Origin of the sequence: Thermomonospora cellulosilytica (assembly GCF_014138835.1) — a bacterium.
Classification (GTDB): Bacteria; Actinomycetota; Actinomycetes; order Streptosporangiales; family Streptosporangiaceae; genus Thermomonospora; species Thermomonospora amylolytica.
The window spans coordinates 3,927,737-3,949,336 of the sequence record NZ_JACJII010000001.1 but is presented as its reverse complement, the minus strand read 5'-3'; the positions used below and the strand labels follow the sequence as shown (position 1 = coordinate 3,949,336).

The 21,600-nt window shown below is 72.6% G+C and carries 18 protein-coding genes; 14 read left to right on the top strand and 4 right to left on the bottom strand.

What is annotated here, in order from left to right:
- Positions 1-160: 160 nt before the first annotated feature.
- Entirely contained in the window at positions 161-577 is a 417-nt protein-coding gene (locus HNR21_RS18530) for an ATP-binding protein (protein WP_220500207.1), read from the bottom strand.
- 294 nt (positions 578-871) lie between these two features.
- On the opposite strand from HNR21_RS18530, the gene HNR21_RS18525 reads away from it, so the two are divergent.
- Together HNR21_RS18525 and HNR21_RS18520 are read left to right on the top strand one after the other, a co-directional pair.
- On the top strand, positions 872-1,753 hold the full coding sequence (locus tag HNR21_RS18525; RefSeq protein ID WP_182706172.1) for a helix-turn-helix domain-containing protein: 882 nt from the start codon (positions 872-874) through the stop codon (positions 1,751-1,753).
- Positions 1,750-1,941, top strand: a complete 192-nt coding sequence (locus HNR21_RS18520; protein ID WP_182706171.1) for a DUF397 domain-containing protein — start codon at positions 1,750-1,752, stop codon at positions 1,939-1,941. Before HNR21_RS18525 ends, HNR21_RS18520 begins: the two co-directional genes overlap by 4 nt.
- Positions 1,942-2,159: 218 nt before the next feature.
- On the opposite strand, the gene HNR21_RS18515 is transcribed toward HNR21_RS18520, so the two are convergent.
- The gene (locus HNR21_RS18515; RefSeq protein ID WP_182706170.1) at positions 2,160-2,606 is read right to left on the bottom strand and encodes a luciferase domain-containing protein; all 447 of its coding nucleotides are present in this window, start codon (positions 2,604-2,606) and stop codon (positions 2,160-2,162) included.
- A gap of 422 nt (positions 2,607-3,028) precedes the next feature.
- On the opposite strand from HNR21_RS18515, the gene HNR21_RS18510 reads away from it, so the two are divergent.
- The 9 genes from HNR21_RS18510 (at position 3,029) to HNR21_RS18470 (ending at position 16,135) form a co-directional block, all read left to right on the top strand.
- On the top strand, positions 3,029-7,255 hold the full coding sequence (locus HNR21_RS18510; protein ID WP_246442240.1) for a cation-translocating P-type ATPase: 4,227 nt from the start codon (positions 3,029-3,031) through the stop codon (positions 7,253-7,255).
- A 228-nt stretch (positions 7,256-7,483) separates the two neighbouring features.
- The gene (locus HNR21_RS18505) at positions 7,484-8,728 is read left to right on the top strand and encodes an ROK family transcriptional regulator (protein ID WP_182706168.1); all 1,245 of its coding nucleotides are present in this window, start codon (positions 7,484-7,486) and stop codon (positions 8,726-8,728) included.
- A 333-nt stretch (positions 8,729-9,061) separates the two neighbouring features.
- Positions 9,062-9,631, top strand: coding sequence for a hypothetical protein (locus tag HNR21_RS18500; RefSeq protein ID WP_182706167.1), 570 nt, complete (start codon positions 9,062-9,064; stop codon positions 9,629-9,631).
- Positions 9,632-9,900: 269 nt separating this feature from the next.
- Complete coding sequence (locus tag HNR21_RS18495; protein ID WP_182706166.1) at positions 9,901-11,403, top strand: PepSY-associated TM helix domain-containing protein; 1,503 nt, start codon at positions 9,901-9,903, stop codon at positions 11,401-11,403.
- A gap of 207 nt (positions 11,404-11,610) precedes the next feature.
- On the top strand, positions 11,611-13,467 hold the full coding sequence (locus tag HNR21_RS18490) for a DNA/RNA helicase domain-containing protein (protein WP_312881093.1): 1,857 nt from the start codon (positions 11,611-11,613) through the stop codon (positions 13,465-13,467).
- A 176-nt stretch (positions 13,468-13,643) separates the two neighbouring features.
- Positions 13,644-14,000: a nucleotide pyrophosphohydrolase gene (locus tag HNR21_RS18485; RefSeq protein ID WP_182706165.1), complete on the top strand. Its 357-nt coding sequence runs from the start codon at positions 13,644-13,646 to the stop codon at positions 13,998-14,000.
- Between the two features lie 75 nt (positions 14,001-14,075).
- Positions 14,076-14,546, top strand: coding sequence for a GNAT family N-acetyltransferase (locus tag HNR21_RS18480; RefSeq protein WP_182706164.1), 471 nt, complete (start codon positions 14,076-14,078; stop codon positions 14,544-14,546).
- Positions 14,547-14,800: 254 nt separating this feature from the next.
- The gene (locus HNR21_RS18475) at positions 14,801-15,601 is read left to right on the top strand and encodes a FliH/SctL family protein (protein ID WP_182706163.1); all 801 of its coding nucleotides are present in this window, start codon (positions 14,801-14,803) and stop codon (positions 15,599-15,601) included.
- A 135-nt stretch (positions 15,602-15,736) separates the two neighbouring features.
- Positions 15,737-16,135: an SAM-dependent methyltransferase gene (locus HNR21_RS18470; protein ID WP_182706162.1), complete on the top strand. Its 399-nt coding sequence runs from the start codon at positions 15,737-15,739 to the stop codon at positions 16,133-16,135.
- On the opposite strand, the gene HNR21_RS18465 is transcribed toward HNR21_RS18470, so the two are convergent.
- A complete protein-coding gene (locus HNR21_RS18465; RefSeq protein WP_182706161.1) occupies positions 16,124-17,359 on the bottom strand; it encodes an RNA polymerase sigma factor in 1,236 nt (411 codons plus the stop codon). The two genes, HNR21_RS18470 and HNR21_RS18465, sit on opposite strands and share 12 nt — an antisense overlap.
- On the bottom strand, positions 17,356-17,763 hold the full coding sequence (locus HNR21_RS18460) for a YciI family protein (protein WP_220500867.1): 408 nt from the start codon (positions 17,761-17,763) through the stop codon (positions 17,356-17,358). Before HNR21_RS18460 ends, HNR21_RS18465 begins: the two co-directional genes overlap by 4 nt.
- A gap of 248 nt (positions 17,764-18,011) precedes the next feature.
- On the opposite strand from HNR21_RS18460, the gene HNR21_RS18455 reads away from it, so the two are divergent.
- From HNR21_RS18455 to HNR21_RS18445, 3 genes are all read left to right on the top strand, one after another.
- On the top strand, positions 18,012-19,601 hold the full coding sequence (locus tag HNR21_RS18455) for a GMC oxidoreductase (RefSeq protein WP_182706159.1): 1,590 nt from the start codon (positions 18,012-18,014) through the stop codon (positions 19,599-19,601).
- A 116-nt stretch (positions 19,602-19,717) separates the two neighbouring features.
- On the top strand, positions 19,718-20,899 hold the full coding sequence (locus HNR21_RS18450) for a DUF6745 domain-containing protein (protein ID WP_182706158.1): 1,182 nt from the start codon (positions 19,718-19,720) through the stop codon (positions 20,897-20,899).
- Positions 20,900-20,960: 61 nt separating this feature from the next.
- Entirely contained in the window at positions 20,961-21,422 is a 462-nt protein-coding gene (locus HNR21_RS18445) for a DUF8820 family protein (RefSeq protein ID WP_182706157.1), read from the top strand.
- Positions 21,423-21,600 lie beyond the last annotated feature (178 nt).

Here is a 21,600-nt window from a genome sequence, read left to right as displayed (position 1 = left end):
GTCGGGCGGTGACGCGTCGGCGGTCGGCGTTCCGCACGCCCAGCGGGCTGCGCGGTGGCGAGGCGACGGGCGGACGGCCGGGGCCGGGCGTATGCCATGGGGGTAAGTTCGTCCAGGCGGCCGGGACGAAGAGGACGCGGTACGGGAGGGCTCGGGTGTGTCATGCGGGCCACTCCCCCGCGAACACGGCGGTGACGGTACGGCCGGAGGAGTTGCCGTGCCATCCCCAGCTCGTGGCGGTGAGGGAGACGGTGCGCAGGCCGCGCCCGGACTCGGCGAGCGGGGCGGCGTCCCGCGCCACCGGCTCGTCCGGCCCGCCCTGGTCGGCGACCGAGACGGCGACCCCGCCGCCCCCGCACAGCACCTCGACGGTGAACGACCCGCCGGCCTGCCCGGACTTGGTGTGCCGGACGGCGTTGACGACCAGCTCGTCGGTCGCGAGGAGAACGTCGTCCAGGAACGGGCACCCGTCCAGCAGGCACGCCACGAACCGCCGCACGGCACGCGCCTGCATCGCGCCGCCGGGGAACGACCGCCGCCAGTACAGCGGCGCGGCCTCGACGGCGGGGGAACTCATCACGAGCACGGGACACCTCCGGAAAAACGATCAGCGCGTGATCCGCCGACCGGTCACGCATGGCATCTGCATGTTCACACCGAAACCGCAACCTGGTCGCCGGTTCGGCTTCCGATCATGCTTTTCGGCCGCAGTTATCACCGATCCACACCGGGGCTCGAGAAATCAGAACGTTCGAATTTCTGCCGTGCCCGTTCCGTCCTGACTCAGGGTTCACCCTTCCCCGAACACTTTTGTGGGTTATACGTACAGTGATCGTGTCAATACCCCTCAGGGTCGATCTTGGGAGTGAGGATGCCCAGCCCCTACATCTGCCGCCTGCGACTGGGCCGCGAGCTGCGGCGTCTTCGCGAAGAACACAACCTCACCGCAGGCGACGTCGCCCGGCTGACCTTCCAGTCCCGCTCGAAGATCTCAAAGATGGAGAACGCGCAGGTACGCCCTGATCTGGCGGACGTGCTGAAGATCCTGGAGGTCTTCGAGGTGACCGGCCGGGAATGGGACCGGCTCTTCCATCTGGCCCGTGACGCCGCCGAGAAGGGCTGGTGGGACCGGTACGGCATCTCCACCGGCCACCGCGAACGCCTCTTCGCCAGCCTGGAGGCCGGAGCCGCGTCGATCAGCGTCTACAGTCAGACCAACTTCCCGGCGATCCTGCAGACACCCGAGTTCACGTCCGCGCTCATCGACCTCGACCGCAACCAGGGTCCCCTCGGCTACCGACCCGAGCGCATGGCCAACGCTCGTGTGCAGAGGCAGGAGCACCTACTACGGCCGGATGGCCCGCGCTGTGAGACAGTCCTGGAGGACAGCATCCTCTACAGGCTCAACGTGCCGCCCGCAGTGATGATTGCTCAGATCCGCCACCTTCTCAAGGTGATGTCGGATCACCCACGAATCACGCTTCGGGTGCTCCCACACGACGTCCTGATCCCCGGAGGTCTTCTCCCGCAGGCATCGTTCTTCCTCTTCACCTTCCCCACCCCAGATGATCTTCCTGTGGCCGTAGTGGACACAGCCACCACCGACCTCGTGCTCACCGAGAGCCACGATGTAGACCGATATATGAAGCAGTACGATCGGCTGCGAGCAGCAGCGCTGTCTCCCCTCGACAGCACTGCCTTCTTGAAGCAGGTGCTCGCACGGCTTACCGAGCAGGCAGGATCCGGCAGATGACCAAGCGGTACGTTGGCTGGCGTAAGTCGCGCCACAGCAACCCCAACGGGGGATGTGTTGAGATCGGACGCGCCAGCGACGGCACCATTGGCGTACGCGACACCAAGGGTGACCCCGCCGTCATCCTGGAAGTGGCCCCGCGGGAGTGGGCTCGTCTCCTGGCCCGGGTGAGAGAGCGGGGTTTCTGAACGACGTCCGTGACCGGCGTCGTGAGAAGGCCGAGATCGGCACGATGCCGGCACCCGCACCTGCAACCGGCTGCTGCGCGCCACCCGAGCCCTGGGCGAACGCCGCCGTCCGCCTCGAGCAACGCCGACGCGCCCTCCGCCACGTCACCCTCGGCCCTGGCCGGATCGGCGTCATCGCCCAGGCCGCCCTGGCCCTCGACGACGCCCGGCGATGCCCATCACCGGAAAACCTCACTGGGCGGCCCTCGGCGGGCGGCCTTCGAATCGCCGCAGCATCGCTCTGGGGCAGGCGTGGGCGCCGCGGTGGAGTTCGCGGCGGCGGTGTTGGCCTTGATGGCCACGCTGATCAGCGAGATCAGCAGCTCCGCGTCGCTGTCACCGCCCAGCCGGAGGCGTATCCAGGGGCCGGGAGGTTCCGGCAGCACCGGGCCGCACCTCAGCAGTACCTCACGCATACGGTGGACGACCGGCCCGGTCAGATACACCTCGGCCTCGTTCTCGCTGGGAAAGTGCACGATCTGACGGGTGCCCACCGCCAGTGCCCGGCCCGTGCCGCACTCGGCCCGGCACACCCGCAGCGCGGGCCAGCCGCGCACCTGATCGAGCACGTGATCGGTGAGCGTTCTGGCCTGATGCCGGATCGGGCCCATGGTGTCATCGTTCAACAGCGGGTCACCCGTTCAACCCGCCGCCTCACAAATCGCCGCCAACTCCACCCATGCCGTGAGCCCCGGGCTCGCCCACGGGCCATGCCCGCCGCGTCTTCCATGCTCTCCCCAAGCCGTTGCAACGGAGCCGCCATGCGCCGCATAGGCCGGCATCGCGCGGGCAGCGGGATGTGATGCGTGCCCCCGCAGTCCAGGCGGCACGTGGGAAGACGGATGGAGCAGGCATGCCACTGCGTCGGTTGCTCGCAGCCACCGCACAGGCCGCCGGAGCGCTGCCGCTGTCCGCAGCCAGAAGGGTTCCGGTGCCCGGAGCCGCTCGCCGTCTCGTGGCCGAAGCGGTCACGCCTCGTGTGGTCCGGGTCTGCCCCGGCCGTCTCCATGTCAAGGTGCGGGGTCTGCACACCGCCGGGTCTGTGCCGATGGCGCAGGACCTGGAACGGGCGCTGCCGGGCGTGGAGGCGGTGCGCGCCGTCGAGGTGAACGCCGTGCTCGGCCGTGTCATCGTGAGCCACGACGAGAACGCGCCCGTCGCCGATCTCATCGCCGTCGTCGAGGAGATCGAGCGGCGGCACGGCTTCGACCGGGCCTCCTTCGCGCCCGCGATCGCGGGAGAGGCGTCCACGCTTGCGCGGGAGGCGGTGTTCCTCGGGGCGGCGGTCGCCGGTTGCGGTGTCGCCGTGGCCGGCAGGGCGGCGCGTGCGGTGCGCCTTCCGCCCGCGGTTCCCGCCTTGATGGCGATGGCCGATCTCACGCCGTGGATACGGGCGAGGCTGGAGCGCGGCGTGGGCGTGCCCGCCGCGGACCTGTTCTTCGGCGGCGGAGGTGTGCTCGCCCTGACACTGGCCCAGCAGGTGACGGGGCTCGCCGTCGAGGCCGTGCAGCGGACTGCACGGCTGGTCGAGCTGCGGGCCCACCGGAAGACGTGGAGCCGGTACGAGCACGACCGGGACGGCGTCACCGGCGTGCACCGGATCGATCCGCTGGACACGCCGCCGCGTCCGGTCCCACTGCCGCCGGGCCCGATCGAACGGGTCCTGCGGTTCGCTCCGCTGTCGCTGGGGGCGTCGCTGGGCACCCTCGCCGTGACCCGCGACGCGCGCCGGGCGCAGGGGGCGCTGGTCTCCGGGGTGCCACGAGCGGCCCGGCTGGGCCGTGAGATGTTCGCCGCCCGGTTCGGCCGAGTCGTCGCCGGCCGGGGGATCCTCGTCCGCGACGCCGACGCGCTGCGTCGGCTGGACCGCGTCGACGCGGTGGTCATCGACGCCTCCGTGCTGCGCACCGGAAGGCTGATGATCGACGAGGTCGTGCCCCTGTCGGACGCCGCCACCGCCGACGAGTGCCTCGAACGCGCCCACGAGCTGGCCGACCTGACCCGGCCAGGGCGCAGGCGCTCGAGCCGCGGCTGGGCGCTGGGCCCGCTGCGGTCCCGGCAGACCGACCGTCCGGAGCACGCGCGGGCCGAGGAGATGCGCCGCCACGGGGCGACGACCGTGCTCGCCCTGACCCGCGGTGAGGAATTGCTCGCCCTGGTCTCGCTCGTGCCCGAGCCCGATCCCCTCGCCGAGGCGCTGGTGGCGGCCGCGCGCAGGGCCGGTCTGGTCGTGGCGGCGGGGGTGGGCGCCCGGCCGGATCCGTGGCTGCGGGTCGACCGGCGGGTCGCCGGCGGACGACGGCTCCGAGCGTCGGTACGCCGACTCCAGGAGGAGGGCTTGGGCGTCACCGTCGTCTCGGCGCGCGAAGGGGCGGCGCTCGCGGCCGCGGACGTGGGCATCGGGCTCCTGAGGCCGCCCGACCCCCCGCCCTGGGGAGCCCACTTGCTGTGCGGGCCGGGCCTGGAAGGGGCGTGGACGATCGTCGACGCCATGGCGACGGCACGGCAGGTGAGCGCACGCAGCGCGCGGATCGCCGTCGTGGGGGCGACGGCGGGAGCGACGCTGGCGGCGGGCCCCGCCCCCCAGGCGGCCCGCAGGGCGCTGCTGGCGGTCAACACCGCGACGTTCCTGGCGCTGGTGACCGGAACCTACGCGGGACTGGCCCTGTCAGGGCGGTCGGCACCGGTGCCGGTGGACCGTACGCCCTGGCATGCCTGGCCCGCCCGGGCGGTGCTCGACCGCCTGGACTCCTCGCCGGCGGGAATCGCCGCGGACGAGGCGGCCCGGCGCCGTACCGGCGAAAGGCCCCCGGAACCGGCGGCCCCCGGCCTGGCCAGGGCCACGCTGGAAGAACTCGACAATCCGCTCACGCCGCCGCTGGCCGCGGGCGCGGGCATCTCGGCGATCGTCGGGTCCGTGATGGACGCCGCGCTGATCGGCGCGGTGCTCGGCGTCAACGCCCTGATGTCCGGGGTGCAGCGGATGGGCGCCGACCGGGCCCTGCGGCAACTGGTCGAACTGAGCACGGTGCGGATCCGGCTGCGGCGTCCCGACGCCGAGATCGAGGCCGCCGCGGACGAACTCGTCCGGGGCGACGTCATCGCGCTCACGGCCGGCGACGCCGTTCCCGCCGACTGCAGGCTGCTGACGGCCGACGGGCTGGAGGTCGACGAGTCCAGTCTGACCGGCGAGTCGCAACTGGTCGCCAAGGTGGCCCGGCCGAGCGCCGCCCGCGCCGTCGCCGACCGCCGCTGCATGCTCTACCAGGGCACGGTCGTCGCCGCGGGGACCGCGACCGCCGTGGTCGTCGCCACCGGGCCGCAGACCGAGATCGGACGCACCGCCCTGCCGGCGCCCGAAGACCGTCCCCCGGGAGGCGTGGAGAGCCGGCTGCTGGCCCTCACGCGGGCGACGCTGCCCGCCTCGCTCGCGGCCGGGGCGGTGCTCATGGTCGTGGACGTGCTGTCGGGGCGCGCGTTCGGGCGCGCGCTGGGCTCGGCGGTCAGCCTCGCCGTGGCGGCCGTGCCCGAAGGGCTGCCCTTCGTGGCGACCGCGGCCGAACTGGCCACGGCGCGCCGGCTGTCCCGCCGCGGCGCCCTGGTCCGCAACCCCTCCACGGTCGAGGCGCTGGGCCGGGTCGACGTGCTGTGCTTCGACAAGACCGGCACCCTGACCGAGGGCCGGCTGCGGCTGCGGCAGGTCAGCGACGGGGTACGGACGCTGCCCACCGAGCGGCCGGAGCCCTGGCTGCGCGAGGTCGTCGCCACCGCGCTGCGGGCCGGCCCCGACCAGGACGGCGGCCGGCAGAGCCTGCCGCACCCCACCGACCGGGCCGTCATGCACGCCGCCGAACAGCTCGGCATGGACCCGGCCGAAGGGCTCGGCTCATGGGAGCGTGTCGACGAGCTTCCCTTCGAGCCGAGCCGCGGCTACCACGCCGTGCTCGGGCGGCACCCCGGAGGGCAGCATCTCAGTGTCAAGGGGGCGCCGGAAATCGTCCTGGAGCGCTGTGACACCTGGCGTGGCCCCGGCGGGGCCCCGGCGGCGTTCGACGCAGCGGCCCGTGCCCTGGTGGAGCAGGAGGTGGAACGACTCGCGCGCAGCGGTTACCGGGTGCTCGCGGTGGCCGAGCGGGCCGCCTCGGGCCGGGTGGACCTGGCCGAGTCGCGCATCCGGGGACTGCGCTTCCGGGGACTGCTGGCCATCGCCGATCCGGTGCGCAAGACCGCCGCCGAGGCGGTGGACCGGCTGCGCGGGGCGGGCGTCCAGATCGTCATGATCACCGGTGACCATCCCAGCACCGCCGAGGCCATCGCCGCCGAACTGGGCGTGCTGGACGGGCGCGTCATGACCGGGAGCGAACTCGACGGCAAGGACGCGGCCGAGCTGGCCGCCGAACTGCCCGGCGTCGCCGTGTTCGCCCGGGTCAGCCCCGCGCAGAAGGCACGCGTCGTGCAGGCCCTGCAGGCCGGCGGGCGGGTGGTCGCCGTCACCGGCGACGGGGCCAACGACGCCCCCGCCATCCGGCTGGCCGACGTCGGGATCGCCCTGGGCGAGCGCGCCACCCCCGCCGCCCGCGAGACGGCCGACATGGTGGTGACCGACGACCGCATCGAAACCATCACCGACGCCATCGCCGACTCCCGGGCCATGTGGAAGTCCACCCGCGACGCCCTGGCCGTCCTGCTCGGCGGCAACCTGGGCGAGATCGCCTTCACGGTCGGCGGCGGGCTGCTGGGCGCGGGCAGCCCGCTGAACGTCCGCCAGCTGCTGCTGGTCAACCTGCTCACCGACATGCTTCCGGCCATCGCGCTCGCCGTCCGGCGGCCCGCCGGGCTGACCCGCGAGGACCTGCTGAAAGAGGGGCCGGAGAGCTCCCTGGGCGCCGTGCTCACCCGGGACATCGCCACCCGCGCGGCGACCACCGCGGGCGCCGCCCAGACCGCGTGGCTGCTGGCGCGGATGACCGGCACCCGCGGTCAGGCCGCCACCACGGGTCTGGTCGCGTTGGTGAGCACCCAGCTCCTGCAGACCATCGCCGCGGGCGGCCGCGACCCGCTCGTCCTGGGGTCCGGCCTCACCTCCCTGGCCGTGCTCGCGGCCATCGTGCAGCTGCCCGGCCTCAGCCATTTCTTCGGATCCAGCCCGCTGCCTCCGCACTGCTGGGCCATCGCCCTCGGCTCCGCCGTCGCCTTCACCATCGCCGCAGTCACGCTCACCCGGACGAGCGGCCGGAACGGCGGACCTCACCCAGCCACTCCGGCGCCCGGGTGACCCTTCACCACCCCACCCGCCCGCCGTTCCCAGAGCAGCCTGGGCGATGGCGCCGATCCGGCCTCTGCCGTGGCCCCTTGCCGGCACCGGCCGTCCGGCGACGTCCAGGACGCGCGGATCCGCGCGGGCGTCGGATCGTTCGCGCCGCCGGGTGAGCCGCCTTCCCGGGCCCCGGAAATCCCCGGCGGCCGGGGTAGCGTGGCGGCATTGCGTTGTTCAGGAGGAGCCATGTCGTCCCCCCTCGTGCCGGGTGGTGCCGTGACCGTGCGGCAGGTGCCGGAGGCGACGCGGCGGCGCAATCTCGGGGTGCTGCTGCGGCTGGTGCACCGGTACGGGGCGATGTCGCGGGCCGGGCTCGCCGATCGGATGGGGGTGAACCGCAGCACGATCCTGGCGCTGACCACGCAGCTCACGGCGGCGGGTCTGGTGCGCGAGGAGGCTTCCGGGGCGACGGGGCGGGCGGGCCGGCCGCCGCTGGTGGTGCGGCCCGCCGGCGACCGGTGGTACGTGCTGGCCTTCGATGTGGCGGTGGACCGGCTGGTCGCCGCCCGGGTCGGGCTCGGCGGCACGGTGCTGGAACGCAGGGAGGCGGCCCGGCGGCGCAGCAGGCACGCCGATCTGGACGAGGTGGTCGGTGTCCTGGCCGGGTTCGGCCGCGAACTCGTGGCGGCGGCGCCCCCGGCCGCGCGGTGCGTCGGGGTCGGCGCGTCGTACTGCGGCCTGGTCAGGGCCGCCGACGGGATGGTGCGCCTGGCCCCCAACATGGGCTGGACCGACCTGGACTTCGCGCCCGCGCTCAGCCGGCGGCTGGGGCTGGGGCTGCCCGTGGCCGTCGGCAACGAGGCCCATCTGGGCGCGCTGGCCGAGCATGAACGCGGTGCGGGCGTCGGCCATCGGAACCTCGTCTACCTGCACGGGGATGTCGGGGTGGGCGGCGGCATCATCGTCGGCGGCAGGCTGCTGGACGGCGATGACGGCTACGCCGCCGAGCTCGGGCACATGATCGTCAACCCTCATGACGGCCGTCCCTGCAACTGCGGCTCGCGCGGCTGCCTGGAGGCGGAGGTGGGCGAGGCGGCGCTGCTGGAGGCGTCCGGGCGCGCCGGCGGGCCGGTCGGGCGGGACGGCGTGCGGGCCGTCGTGGCGGCGGCGGACGGCGGTGACGCGGCCGCCCGCAGGGCTCTGGACCGGGTCGGCGACTGGCTCGGGATCGGCGTGGCCAATCTGATCAACCTCTTCAATCCCGGCGTCGTCGTCTTCGGCGGCACGCTCGGCGAGATCTACCGGGGCGCGGCGCCCCGCATCCACGCGCGCGTGGCGGCCGGCGTCCTGCCCGTCTCCCGCGACCGCGTCGAACTCCGCACCGCCGCCCTCGGATACGACTCCACCCTCACCGGCGCCGCCGAACTGGGCTTCGCCGCCCTCCTGGCCGATCCGCTGGGCGCCCTCGGCGAGGACGGCCCGGCCTCCTGACCATCGGCTTGCACCCACTGGCCGGGAACGCCTGTCTGCACGACCTCGCCGTCACCGGTCGACCACGGCCCCAGTCCGAAACCGGCCCTGCCACAAGACCGGTTATGTGACGGCCTTTTTCAGGCCCTCGATTTCCCGTCCTTGGCCTCGTCCGCGCTGATCGCGGGCCGTGCAGTCGACACACCGTGACCATCCGGCGACTTCGAGGACCGCTGGTGCGCGAATCGAACGCCGTTTGCGCTCTTTGCGTACCAGTCATCGCCTGGCATGATCCGTCGCGGAGACGCCCGTCGGCACTCCGCCGCTGAACGGTGTGAGGAGGCCCCACAGCTCATGGACGTGTGGTCGGTGGTGCGCTGGGCGCGGGCGGCGGGGTTCTCCGCCGGGTGCGTCCTGCTGGCCGCCGCCGGTCACGTGTTCGGCGGCGGACGGGTGGACGACGCCGCCCTGGCGGCCGGATTCGTGCTGCTGTTCGTGCCCGCGCTGGCGCTGACGGGGCGGGAACGGACGATGGGCACCATCCTGCCGGCGGTGGCCGCCTCCCAGGTCCTCATGCACGCGCTGCTGCCGGAGGACCAGGCGCGGGCCGGCGTCGCGGCGGCCGGATACGCGGAGCACGCGGGGCACGCGGCACTGCCCGGGCTGGACATGCTGTTGATGCATGTCGTGGCCGTACTGGCCACCGCGTGGTGGCTGGAGTGCGGTGAGGCCGCGCTCTGCGCGCTGGTGCGTCACCTGGCGGGCTGGGCGCTGCGGCCTTTGCGGCCGGTGCGCGTACCGCCGGCCGACGAGTTGCGGGCACCGGTGGTGGTGCACCGGGAGGAGCACGGCCTGCGGCTGGCGGTGCTGCGTCATGTGGTGGGCAGGCGAGGGCCGCCCGTCGGGCCGGTCGCCCTCGGATGATCCTCCGCGGTCGCTGAACTCCGCCTCCCGGGGGCGGCGCATGTCACCGGACGGCTTTCCGTGCGGGCTCGCCGATGCCTGGGAGCCGTCTGTGAACAGGTCCTTCATCCGTCCCATCTGATCGGCGTTCACGCCCGTACCCCGGCCGTGCCCGCTGCGGCCCGGCCGTCCCGAGCATGCCGCCGATCGATGGGCCCGAGATCCCGACCCCCATGCCGAGGTGGCGCGCGCCCTGAGACGCGCGTGCCGTGCAAACGGAGAAACGCCTGATGACTGCCCCCGTCATTGCCCGACCGGACGCGGAGACGACCGCTCCCCCCAGACGCGCGGGATGGGCGGCGCTGCGCCCGCTGGTGCTGCGCCTGCACTTCTACGCCGGAATACTCATCGCACCGTTCCTGCTGGCCGCCGCGCTCACCGGCCTGCTGTACGCCACGTCGTTCCAGGTGGAGAAGGTCGTCTACCGGCACGAGCTGACCGTTCCCGCCCGCACCGCCCAGGTGCCCCTGGCGCAACAGGTCGCCGCGGCGCGTGCCGAACATCCCGAAGGAACGGTCACCGCCGTACGGCCCTCCGCCGGACCCGGCCAGACCACCAGGATCCTGCTGAACGTCCCCGGCCTGGCCGAGAGCACCCAGCTCGCGGTGTTCGTCGACCCCCACACCGGGCGGGTGCGGGGAACGCTGGAGAGCTACGGCAGCTCAGGCGCGCTGCCGGTGCGGGCGTGGATCTCCTCCCTGCACCGCAACCTGCACCTGGGCGAGACCGGCCGCCTCTACAGCGAGCTGGCGGCGAGCTGGCTGTGGGTGGTCGCGCTCGGCGGCCTGCTGCTGTGGCTGGGCCGCCGCCGCTCCGACCGCAGGCCGCGTCGCCTGCTGGCGCCCGAACGCGGCACCCGGGGTCTGCGGCGCCTGGTGTCCTGGCACGGCGCCATCGGGCTGTGGGCGGTCACCGGGCTGCTCTTCCTGTCGGCCACCGGGCTGACCTGGTCCAAGTACGCCGGGGAGAACGTCGACGAACTGCGCACCGCGCTGGGCTGGTCGACCCCGGCCATCTCCGCCTCCTCCGGAGACCACGGCTCGCACGCGCACGGGGCCGGCGCCTCCGCCTCCACGGCGCGCGACGTCGGGGTGGACCAGGTCCTGCGGGCGGCCTCGGCCGAGGGGCTGTCCGGCCCGCTGGAGGTCGTGTGGCCCGGCGAGGACGGCACCTACGTCGTCAAGGAGATCGACAAGCAGTGGCCGCAGCGGCTGGACCAGGTGGCCGTCGACCCCGCCACCGGCCATGTGGTCGCCGAGCTGCGCTTCGCCGACTACCCGCTGGCGGCCAAGCTCACCCGCTGGGGCATCGACGGGCACATGGGCCTGCTGTTCGGCCTGGTCAACCAGCTCCTCCTGGCCGCGCTGGCGGCCGGCGTCATCACGCTGATCGTGCTGGGCTACCGGATGTGGTGGCGGCGCCGCCCGACACGCGGATTCGCCCGGCCGTACCAGCGGGGCGCCTGGCGGCAGGTGCACTGGGCCGTCCTCGTCCCCCTGGCCGCCGTCGCCCTCGGCGTCGGCTACTTCCTGCCCCTGATGGGCATCTCCCTCGCGGCGTTCCTCCTGATCGACGCCCTGCTCGGCCTCCGTTCCCGCAAGGCCGCAGCCGCCGCCCCCACCGTCCCGCAACCGGCCACCCCCTCCCACCTCGACGAGGAAAAGCCCCAGAACCCCGACACCCCGGAAAACAGCCACCCGCACAAAGAACAACACCCCCTGACCACCAAATAAGAACCCGACCACCGCCGGACTCCACATCGGTTTCCCGTGTCCGCAATCGGACGTACGCCGCGATGGCGACCCGGTCCGTCAGTGATCGTCGGTAGCCTGCTGCGCGTAAGGAGCTGCGGCCCGACGGGCTTCCGCTGACGGCCCCGCCGTCGGTCCAGGACATGCCCCCATACCGCACGAGTTTCGTGCTGCCTGGGGGTACGTGCTGTGACGGTCTTCCGTCGCACCGCCGCATCGCTGCTGTCGCCGGCCGAGCGCAGGTTCGCCGAGGTCATCGCCGAACAGATGTGGATGAGGGACGGCGTCCGCGTTTCGGAGTCCGAACGGCGGTCCTGGGAGCGCAGCCTTCCCGTGGTCGCGGAGGACCTGGTCGAGGCCGGTCTGGGCGACGTGGAGATGCTCATCGAGTACCGGCTCCCGCTGACCAGCAAACGCGCCGACGTCGTTCTGGCGGGGGTGGACCGGCGTACGGGCGGTGACGCCTACCTCGTCATCGAGCTGAAGCAGTGGAGCCGCGCGGAGGTGTGGGACGAGGATCCGAACCGGGTCCTCGTCCACACCATGGGCGACCGGCCCAAGCTGCACCCCGCGTTGCAGGCCAAGGGTTACTGCGACTACATCCTGGACTTCGCGACCGTGCTGGCCGACCATCCGGACGCCGTCCATGCGGCGGCCTACCTGCACAACGCCGAGCGCGGTGACGTGCTGGACCTGTACGACGCGGTGGTGGACGAACGCACGCGGCTCTTCACCAAGAGCACCCGGGGCGCGTTCGTGGAATACCTGCGCGACCGGTTCGCGCCCGAGCCGGGGGCGGGGGCGGCCGACCGGCTGCTGAACAGCAGCGTGCGGCCCTCCAAGCAACTGCTGAAGCTCGCGGCCGAAGAGATCAAGAACCAGGAGCAGTTCGTCCTGCTCGCCGAGCAGCGCCTGGCCTACGAGACGGTCCTGCACAAGGTGGGCAAGGCCCGCCAGGAGGACGTCAAGACGGTTGTGATCATCAAGGGCGGTCCCGGCAGCGGCAAGAGCGTCATCGCGCTGTCGCTGCTGGGCGAGCTGTCCCGGCAGGGTTTCGGCGTCCTGCACGCCACCGGCTCCAGGTCGTTCACGGAGACGATGCGCCGCCACGTGGCCAAGGGCTCGACCAAGACCAAGGAACTGTTCAAGTACTTCAACAACTTCATGGAGGCCGAGAAGAACCGGCTCGACGTGCTGATCTGCGACGAGGCGCACCGCATCCGTGAGGTGTCCGCCAACCGGTACACGCCCGCCCGCCTGCGCACCGGACGGCCGCAGGTCGACGAGCTGATCGACGCGGCCCGGGTGCCGGTGTTCCTGCTCGACGAGCACCAGGTCGTGCGGCCCGGGGAGATCGGCACGGTGCAGGAGATCCGCGAGCACGCGGAGGCCAAGGGGCTCGGGGTGATCGAGATATCCCTCGACGAGCAGTTCCGCTGCGGGGGAAGCCGCAAGTACGAGCAATGGGTGCTGCGCCTGCTCGGACTGGACGACGCCCCGCCCGAGCCCTGGGAGGGCGACGACGGCTTCGACGTCACGCTCGCCGACTCCCCGCACGAACTCGAGGCCCTGCTGCGCGACCGGCTGGAGAGCGGCGACTCCGCCCGGATGACCGCAGGGTTCTGCTGGCCGTGGAGCGACCCCCAGAACGGCACTCTCGTGTCCGACGTGGTGGTCGGCGACTGGGCGCGCCCATGGAACGTCAAGGGCGAGCGGGCTGTCGGCGACGCTCCGCCCAGTGCGCTGTGGGCGACCCAGAACGGCGGCTTCGAGCAGGTCGGCTGCGTCTACACCGCGCAGGGTTTCGAGTACGACTGGAACGGGGTCATCCTCGGCCCCGACATCGTCTACCGCGACGGACGTCTGGTGACCGTACGGGCGAAGAGCAAGGACCCGGCGCTCAAGCCACGGACCGTCAGCGACGAGCAGGCCGACCGGTTGATCCGCAACACCTACAAAGTCCTGCTCACGCGAGGCATGAAAGGCACCGTCCTCTATTCCGTCGACCCGCCCACCCAGGAGTTCCTCGCCCGCCTCATCCGCTGAGATCCGGCACGCCTCCTGTCCCGGTCATCCCGGTATGGGGCCGGGTGCGGTTCTCGCCCTGGGGCGCGCCCGCAGCCGTCCCTGATCGGCGGGTGTTTCCGGTTCGCGGTGCGTGCACGCCTGCGCCGGAATGGCTCACTGCGGCGGGTCGTCCGCGGCGGTCCTAGTCTGGCGGGGTGGGTGAGATCGGGGAGCTGGCGGGGCGGTTGCGGGAGTTCGCGGCGGTGCGGGAGTGGGAGCACTACCACACGCCGAAGAACCTGGTGATGGCGCTGGCCGGGGAGGTGGGCGAGCTGGTCGCCGAGTTCCAGTGGCTGACGGCCGAGGAGGCGGCGGCGGTCATGGACGATCCCGAGGCGGCGCGGCGGGTGCGGGCCGAGATCGGGGACGTGGTCAACTACCTGGTCCGGCTGGCGGACGTGCTGGGGATCGATCTGCTGGAGGCGGCGGAGGCGAAGCTGGCCGACAGCGAGCGCCGGTACGATCCGGCGCGCTACCGCGGCACCTACCGCAAGGCCCCGCCGCTGGAGTGACGGCGTACGCGGGCTCTGCGGGCGTCTGGAAGGGCGATGGTCCCCGTCGGCGCGCGGCCTGGTGGAGGAGGTTCTGTGGAGATCAGGCTCGCCGTTCCCGCCGATGACGCTCCGCTCGAGGAGCTGCGGGCGGTGCTGGACGAGGAATCGACGTTCATGCTCATGGAGCCGGGCGAGCGGGCCGTTCCGGACGAGGAACGACCGCGGCTCTCCTACCGGGTGGTCGCCGTCGAGGGCGGGTGGCCGGTGGGCTTCGTGAGCGTGTCGGTCATGCCGTACGCGCGGGTCCGGCATCGCGGACATGTGGTGATGGGGGTGCGCGCCTCGCACACGGGGCGGGGCGTGGGACGCGCCCTGCTGGAGGCGGCGGTCGCGGAGGCGCGGTCGCGCGGGCTGACCCGGCTGGAGCTGACCGTCATGACGCACAACCGCCGGGCGCTCGCCCTCTACACGCGCTGCGGGTTCCAGGTGGAGGGGCTGCGCCGCGCGTCCGCGATCGTCCGCGGCGACACGGTCGACGAGTACTACATGGGCCTTCTGCTATAGGCGGAGCGTTCTTTCATGGGGCGGGAATCCGCGCCTTTCCGTATCGCAAGAACGATCCATGGAACGATCATGCGGTACGCGGTCATCCCATATTTCCGATGCCGTCGTTCCGGCCCCCGGCAATGATATTTCCAAGGGTGTGATCCATTCCGCTCGGGCGGCATGGCGCGCTTAACGGCTGGCTATCTCTAGCCGTGCCCCGCACATCGCGGGCACCACAGCGCGCTTATCCCGCAATGAGCAAGGAGGCTCACATGATCAAGCGAATGGCCGGTGTCGGCGTCATGTCCGCCGCCCTCGGCGGTCTGCTGCTGACCGCTCCGGCCGCCTGGGCCGGCGACGACGACAATTACGTCACCGTCGACTACTACTCGTCCAACGGCGACGGGTACTACGAGCGCCACCACAAGTGCGACAAGCACGACGACAAGTGCGACTACGACAACGAACTCTACGGTTTCTACAAGGAAATCCTCAAGGAGTTCTACGAGGACGGCGACAAGGGCCACCACGACCACTACGACGACAACGGCTACCACGACGACGACAAGGACCACGACAAGGACTACGACGACAAGGGCCACCACGACGACAAGGGCCACCACGACGACAAGGGCCACCACGACGGCTACTACGACGACAAGAAGGACGACGGCCACCACGGCGACCCGTACGGCGACGGCCACGAGAAGGGCTATGGCCACGGGTACGAGGACGGCCACAAGAAGGGCTACGGCCACGGCTACGAAGATGGCCACAAGAAGGGCTACGGCCACGGGTACGAGGACGGCCACAAGAAGGGCTACGGCCACGGCTACGAGGACGCCCACAAGGACGGCCACAACGGCTACAACGGCCACCACGACGACCACGACGGCTACAAGGGTCACCACGGCGACCACGACGGCTACAAGGGTCACCACAACGGCCACCACGGCTACGGCGACCACAACGGTCACCACAACGGCTACGGCGACCACCACGGCCACGACGGCCACCACGGCGACCACGACAACGGCCACAAGGACGGCAAGGACCACCACCACTACGCCTGACCTCGAGGCGCCGCATCACCGCCCGTCGAGCGGGCGGACCTCGCGCAAGGCCGGCCGGGATCGAGACGACCCGGCCGGCCCCCTTGTGCCCGGATCTCGCGGCCGGATCGAGCCGGATCGACGGCGTCAGGCGACATGAGCGGCAGGCCACCGGCCCGGAAGCACCCCGAGACGATGGAGCCGCACCTGGACGGGCAGAGCGGGACCGACGGCGGCGGCGTCCCGCACTCGGCGCGAATCCGGAACCACCGGCCGGGCGGCGAGGACGACTTCGAGATCGACCGGATCGTCGGCGAGCAGGTGGCGCGGGAGTTCCAAGGACGGGCGGTGGAGGCCCGGGACCGGCGCCGTTCCGCATCACCTGCGCGGCATCGAGCGGCTCAAGGGCTCGAGCCGGTGGAGCCCGGCCTGTCCCGCCGCACCGCCGGCGTCCCGGGACGACGGTCGACGAGGATGACGGCCGGGTCCCGGGCATCGGGATCGCCGGAGCGGCCCGCAGGCCCCGAGCAGGATCCGGCCCGTTCACCCCGGTGACGCCAGGCGGGCGGCGCGGGCGTTGAGATAGCGCTGCTGCGGGAGGCTGTGGGTGCGGCGGGCCGCCTCCTGGTAGGCGGCCCGGGCACCGTCGATGTCACCGGCCATTTCCAGCAGGTGCGCACGGACCGCGTACAGGCGGTGGTCCTCCGCAAGGCGCGGACGCAAAGCGTCCACCAGGTCGAGCGCCGTACGGGGACCATCGGTCATGGCGACCGCGACGGCGTGGTTGAGGGCGACCACCGGATTGTCCGAACTCCGCATCAGCACCTCGTACAGGGCGCGGATCTGCGGCCAGTCGGTGGCCTCGGGGGTGGGGGCCTCGTCGTGGAGGGCGGCTATCGCGGCCTGGATCTGGTACGGGCCCGGTTCGCCCTTGGGGAGGGCCTCGGAGAGCAGGTCGACGCCCTCGGCGATGTAGGCGGCGTTCCACTTCGACCGGTCCTGCTCGTTCATCGGGATCAGCTCGCCGTGCGGGCCGGTGCGGGCGGGCCGGCGGGCGTCGGTGAGCAGCATCAGCGCCAGCAGGCCGGTCACCTCGGGGTCGCCGGGCAGCAGCCGGTGAACGAGACGGGTCAGCCGGATCGCCTCGGCGGACAGGTCGGCGCGGGTCAGCGACGGGCCCGAGGTGACCGCGTACCCCTCGTTGAAGATCAGGTAGAGGACGTGCAGCACCGCGGCCAGCCGCGCCGGGCGGTCCGCGGCGGCGGGCGGGGCGAACGGGATCCGGCTGTCCTTGATGCGCTGCTTGGCGCGGGTGATCCGCCGGGTCATCGTGGCCTCGGGGACCAGGAACGCGCGGGCGATCTCCGCCGTGCTCAGGCCGCCGACCGCGCGCAGCGTGAGGGCGATCTGGGAGGCCGGCGACAGCGCCGGATGGCAGCACAGGAACAGCAGGATCAGGGTGTCGTCGGCGTCCGCCGGGACACGGTCGGCGGGCGGCGCCGTCCGTTGCACCGCCCACTGCGCGACGGCGTCCTCCCTGCGGCGGCGGGCCTGCTCGGCGCGCAGCAGGTCGGTGAGCCTGCGGGCGGCGACCGTGATCAGCCAGGCGCGGGGGTCGCCGGGGACGCCCTGGTCCGGCCACTGCCGGGCGGCGGCCAGCAGCGCCTCCTGCACGGCGTCCTCGGCCAGGTCGAAATGGCCGTACCGGCGCACCACCGCGCCGAGGACCTGCGGCGCCAGCCCGCGCAGCAGGTCCTCGGGAACGGCGGTCCCGGTCACAGGTCGAAGTCGGCGGTGGTCTCGGCGATCGGGCGGATGTCCACGTGCCACTCGCCCTGCGTCGTCGTCCCCGCCGGGTGCGGGGTGTCGGCGAGGCGGGCGGCGATCTCGGTGGCCCGGTCGAAGCTGTCGCACTCCACGATCGTGTAACCGGCGAGCACCTCCTGGGTCTCGGCGTACGGGCCGTCCGTCACCACCGGCGCCCCGTCGCGGAGGCTGATGCGGCGGGCGTGGACGGGCGCGGTCAGGCCCTGCGCGTCGACGAACTCGCCGGACTCCACCAGCTCCCGGTTCCACTTCTCCATGAACGCGTGCATCGCGGCGACCTCCTCGACGGGCCAGGCGCCCTCGCCCTTGCCGGTGATCGCGTCGTAGTCCCGCTGCGAGCCGAACAGCATGATCATGTACTTCACGGTGTCCCCTTCCGGTCACGGCGCCCGTGCGGCGCCTCTCACCGGAGACGTCGGCGCCGCCCTCCTACCCCGGACATCGCCGCGCCATCTTTTCCGGCCCGGCCCGGACTTGTCAGCCGGGTGACAAACCGCGGACGGCGAAGTCGCGGCGGACCTCATGGTGGCCCGTTCCAACCGGCGGCATCCTTGCCGACGATCTTCACGCCTCGCGTCATCCTTCGTTCCGCCGGGAGCCCCCCATGTCCACAGCACTCACCCGTCGGCAGTTCGTCGGCCTGTCCGCCGGCGGCGCGCTCGCCGCCCTGACCGCCGCGACGATCGGCGCTCCGGGCGGCCGGGCGTACGCGCGGGAGACCGCCCGCCGCGACTACCAGGCGATCGTGATCGGCTCCGGGTTCGGCGGGTCGGTGGCCGCGCTGCGGCTCGGCCAGGCCGGGGTGGACACGCTGGTGCTGGAACGCGGGCGGGAGTGGCCCATCCCCAACGACACCGAGCAGGTCATCGGCAACCAGGCAGCGCCCAGCAACAAGATGTTCTGGATGCGGCCCGACGCGGACTACCCGGGCGTGCCCGCGGTGACGTTCCCGCCCGCGCCCGGCGTCATGGAGGTGTCGAACGAGAGCAACCTCGACATCGCCTGCGGGGCCGCGGTCGGCGGCGGGTCCATCGTCTACACCGGCGTGACGGTCGCGCCGCCCCGCCGCCACTTCGAGCGGATCTACAAGGACCTGTCGTACGACGAGTTCGCGCAGAAGTGGTACCCGCTGGTCCGGCGGATGCTGGGGGCGTCGCCCATGCCCCAGGACATCCACGCCTCCTCGCCGTTCACCCACTCCCGGGTCTGGGAGACCCACCTGACCCGCTCCGGGTACGCGCCGGCGCCGCTGGACTCCACGTTCGACTGGGACGTGATCCGGCGCGAGATGGCCGGGCAGGTGCGGGCCTCGGCCATCATCGGGGAGAGCGACTTCGGCAACAGCAACGGCGCCAAGAAGAGCCTGACCCGCAACTACCTGCCCGCCGCCCTGGCCACCGGCCGGGTCCGGCTGCAGCCGCTCACCGAGGTCGTCTCCCTGGGGCGCGCGCCGGGCGGCGGGTACGCGGTGAACGTGCGCCGTCTCGGCGAGGACGGCTCCGTCGTCGCGGAGGAGACGTTCACCTGCCGGCAGTTGTTCGTGTGCGCGGGGACCCTCAACACCAACCGGCTGCTGGTGGCGGCCCGGGACAGGGGGGACCTGCCGCAGCTCCCCGACGAGGTGGGCGCGGGCTTCGGCGACAACGGCGACCAGTACAACCTGTACGTGTACCGGGACGGCAGCCCCGTGGGGACGTCGCAGGGGTCGCCGTGCGCCAGCGGCGTGTTCGTCGAGGACGAGTTCGACGTGCCGATGCGGGCGGAGAACTGGTACCTGTTCGGGGCTCGGAACGCCCCGGTGTGCCACAGCTTCACCATGACCGTCGACCTGGACAACCGCGGCCGGTTCACCTACGACCGGGCCAGTGGGCAGGTACGGCTGTCGAACTGGACGCCCGACAAGGCCGAGCCGTCCCGTGCCGCCGCCGCCAAGCTCACCGAGAAGATCCTCGACTCCAACCCCGGCCTCTCGCCGTACCCGCTGTCGGCCCCCATCACCATGACCGCCCACCCCCTCGGCGGTGTGGTGCTGGGCGAGGCCACCGACCTGTACGGCCGTGTCAAGGGCAACCCCGGCCTGTACGTCCTGGACGGCTCCCTGCTGCCGGGCACGGTCGGCGGCGGCAACCCGTCCCTGTCCATCGCCGCCCTGGCCGAACGCTGCATCGCCGCCATCATCTCCGCCGGTCGCTGATCGTTCGTGGGGCCGCCGCCGGCCCCCACGAGGCCGGAAAATGCGTTGCGGGGCCCGGGCGGGGGTCGTCATCATCGGCGCATGATCGATGGGAAAGGCGGCTCCGCCGCCGGCCGGTGAGCCCGGCGCACGACCTGCCGCCGGCGCGGCAGGCGATCGATATCCGCGATGAGTGGCTCGCCCGCGGGCTGAGCACCGCCCCCGCCGAGCGGGAGGCGTTCGAGACGGCCGTTCGCGGGCTGTACGAGATGGTCGGCGCGGGACCTCCCCGGTTCGTGTGGGTGGACTCTCCCGCCGCGGCGGTGCCCGTACTGGCGGGGTTGGGGACGCAGGTCGTTCCGGCGGGGTCCCTGCTGCGGACGAGCGACCTGCCGCCGGTCGCGTCACGGCTGGCGAGCCTGATGACGGACCTGCGCGGGCACCTGGACGGACGGCTCCGGCGGCGGCCCGCCGGAAGGCTGCGGCCCGCGCTCGCGGTGCCGCTGGAGAGCCTTCCGCCGGAGGAGGCGCTGCGGCACGGGGTCCGTCCGGAGCGGCTGGTCGAGGTGACGGTGGCGGACTCGCTGCGCACCTCGCTGCGCGACTGTGTCGCGGCCCCGCTGCGGACGGCGTTCCACAAGGTGCGGGGGCAACGGCACTGGCTGACCTGGTACGGGCAGCACGACGCGCACTGGGTGGCGCGCCACGACGCCTGGCGGCGGCTCGGGCTGCTGCGCCTCGCCCGCCAGGACGCCCGGCAGCTCGACCTGTGGGCGGAGCTGGCGCGGCGCGGCGGCTGGTGGTGGCCCGGCGAGGGCGTCTGCGTCGTGTCCGAACGGCCGGCCGAGGTGCACTGGGAGCCGATGCCCGGCGGCCTGCACGGGCAGGTGCGGCTGCACCGGGACGACGGTCCGGCGGTCCGCTTCCGCGACGGGTGGGGCGTGCACGTGCTGCACGGCACCCACGTTCCCGGCTGGGTGATCGAGGATCCCGCCGTGGAGCGGATCCATGCCGAGCCCAACATCGAGGTGCGCCGCTCGGCCATCGAACGGATCGGCTGGGAGACCTACGTCTCCCGGGCGGGCCTCGCCCTCGTCGGCGCCGCCCCCGACCCCGGCAATCCCGGCTGCGAGCTGCGGCTCTACGACATGCCGGGCGCGCGGGTGCTGCTGGCCGTCAACGGGTCGGTGGAACGCGACGGCCACCGCCGCCGCTACGGGCTGACCGTTCCGACCGACATCGACGACCCGATCGAGGCCGCCGGCTGGTCCTACGGGCTGTCCGGCGAACTGTACGCGCAGCTCGTCCGCCGTACCTGAGTCCTTGTCGTCCGCGCCCCTCGTCTTGGGGGGCTCTGTCTTCACATGAAGGTGATGCGCCATGACCGTGACCCTTGCCGACCTCACCGCCCGCACCGGCCTCGACGTACTGGACCATCTGGAGCGCGAGGTCACCGTTCCCGTCATCGACGGGCTGCAGGCCCAGGGCGACCTGATCGTCATCCCGCGCGCGCTCGTTCCCGAGGTCACCGTCCGCGACACCGCCGACTGGCGGCGGGTGCCGCCCTCCGGGCTGGAACTGCTGCGCAGCGCCTCCGGCGGCAACCCGCACACCCTCGTCGCCGACGCGGGGACCTGCCGGTGGACCACCGACTTCTGGGACGTCGAACGCCTGGCGCTGGGCGTCCTGCAGACCTCCGCGCCCGCCTACCTCGTCCACCCCGAGCACGGCGGCACCGGCATCGCGCCGGGCGCCTACGTCGTCCGCCGCCAGCGCGAGGGCAGCGGCCCGTCCCGCCGCGGCTCCACCTTCCTCGGGGGCGTCCGCCTCGTCGTCGATTAACCCGTTGCCCGGGAACGCCTCCTGCTCCGCGCCGCCCGCCCGAAGGGGGCGGGCGGGCGGCGCGGTTTTGTCGGTGGTCGTCCGTAGGCTGCCGCGCATGTCCGAGATCGTCGACTACGGCCGCTTCGCCGAGCGGACGGCCGTAGTCGGAGGGACTTCACCGGACGCACACGGCCTT

Excerpts from the sequence above, each read along its gene's own strand:
- HNR21_RS18530 (WP_220500207.1), bottom strand. The coding sequence starts at position 577 with ATGAGTTCCCCCGCCGTCGAGGCCGCGCCGCTGTACTGGCGGCGGTCG.
- HNR21_RS18525 (WP_182706172.1), top strand. The coding sequence starts at position 872 with ATGCCCAGCCCCTACATCTGCCGCCTGCGACTGGGCCGCGAGCTGCGG.
- HNR21_RS18520 (WP_182706171.1), top strand. The coding sequence starts at position 1,750 with ATGACCAAGCGGTACGTTGGCTGGCGTAAGTCGCGCCACAGCAACCCC.
- HNR21_RS18510 (WP_246442240.1), top strand. The coding sequence starts at position 3,029 with ATGGCGCAGGACCTGGAACGGGCGCTGCCGGGCGTGGAGGCGGTGCGC.
- HNR21_RS18505 (WP_182706168.1), top strand. The coding sequence starts at position 7,484 with ATGTCGTCCCCCCTCGTGCCGGGTGGTGCCGTGACCGTGCGGCAGGTG.
- HNR21_RS18500 (WP_182706167.1), top strand. The coding sequence starts at position 9,062 with ATGGACGTGTGGTCGGTGGTGCGCTGGGCGCGGGCGGCGGGGTTCTCC.
- HNR21_RS18495 (WP_182706166.1), top strand. The coding sequence starts at position 9,901 with ATGACTGCCCCCGTCATTGCCCGACCGGACGCGGAGACGACCGCTCCC.
- HNR21_RS18475 (WP_182706163.1), top strand. The coding sequence starts at position 14,801 with ATGATCAAGCGAATGGCCGGTGTCGGCGTCATGTCCGCCGCCCTCGGC.
- HNR21_RS18470 (WP_182706162.1), top strand. The coding sequence starts at position 15,737 with ATGAGCGGCAGGCCACCGGCCCGGAAGCACCCCGAGACGATGGAGCCG.
- HNR21_RS18460 (WP_220500867.1), bottom strand. The coding sequence starts at position 17,763 with ATGATCATGCTGTTCGGCTCGCAGCGGGACTACGACGCGATCACCGGC.
- HNR21_RS18455 (WP_182706159.1), top strand. The coding sequence starts at position 18,012 with ATGTCCACAGCACTCACCCGTCGGCAGTTCGTCGGCCTGTCCGCCGGC.
- HNR21_RS18445 (WP_182706157.1), top strand. The coding sequence starts at position 20,961 with ATGACCGTGACCCTTGCCGACCTCACCGCCCGCACCGGCCTCGACGTA.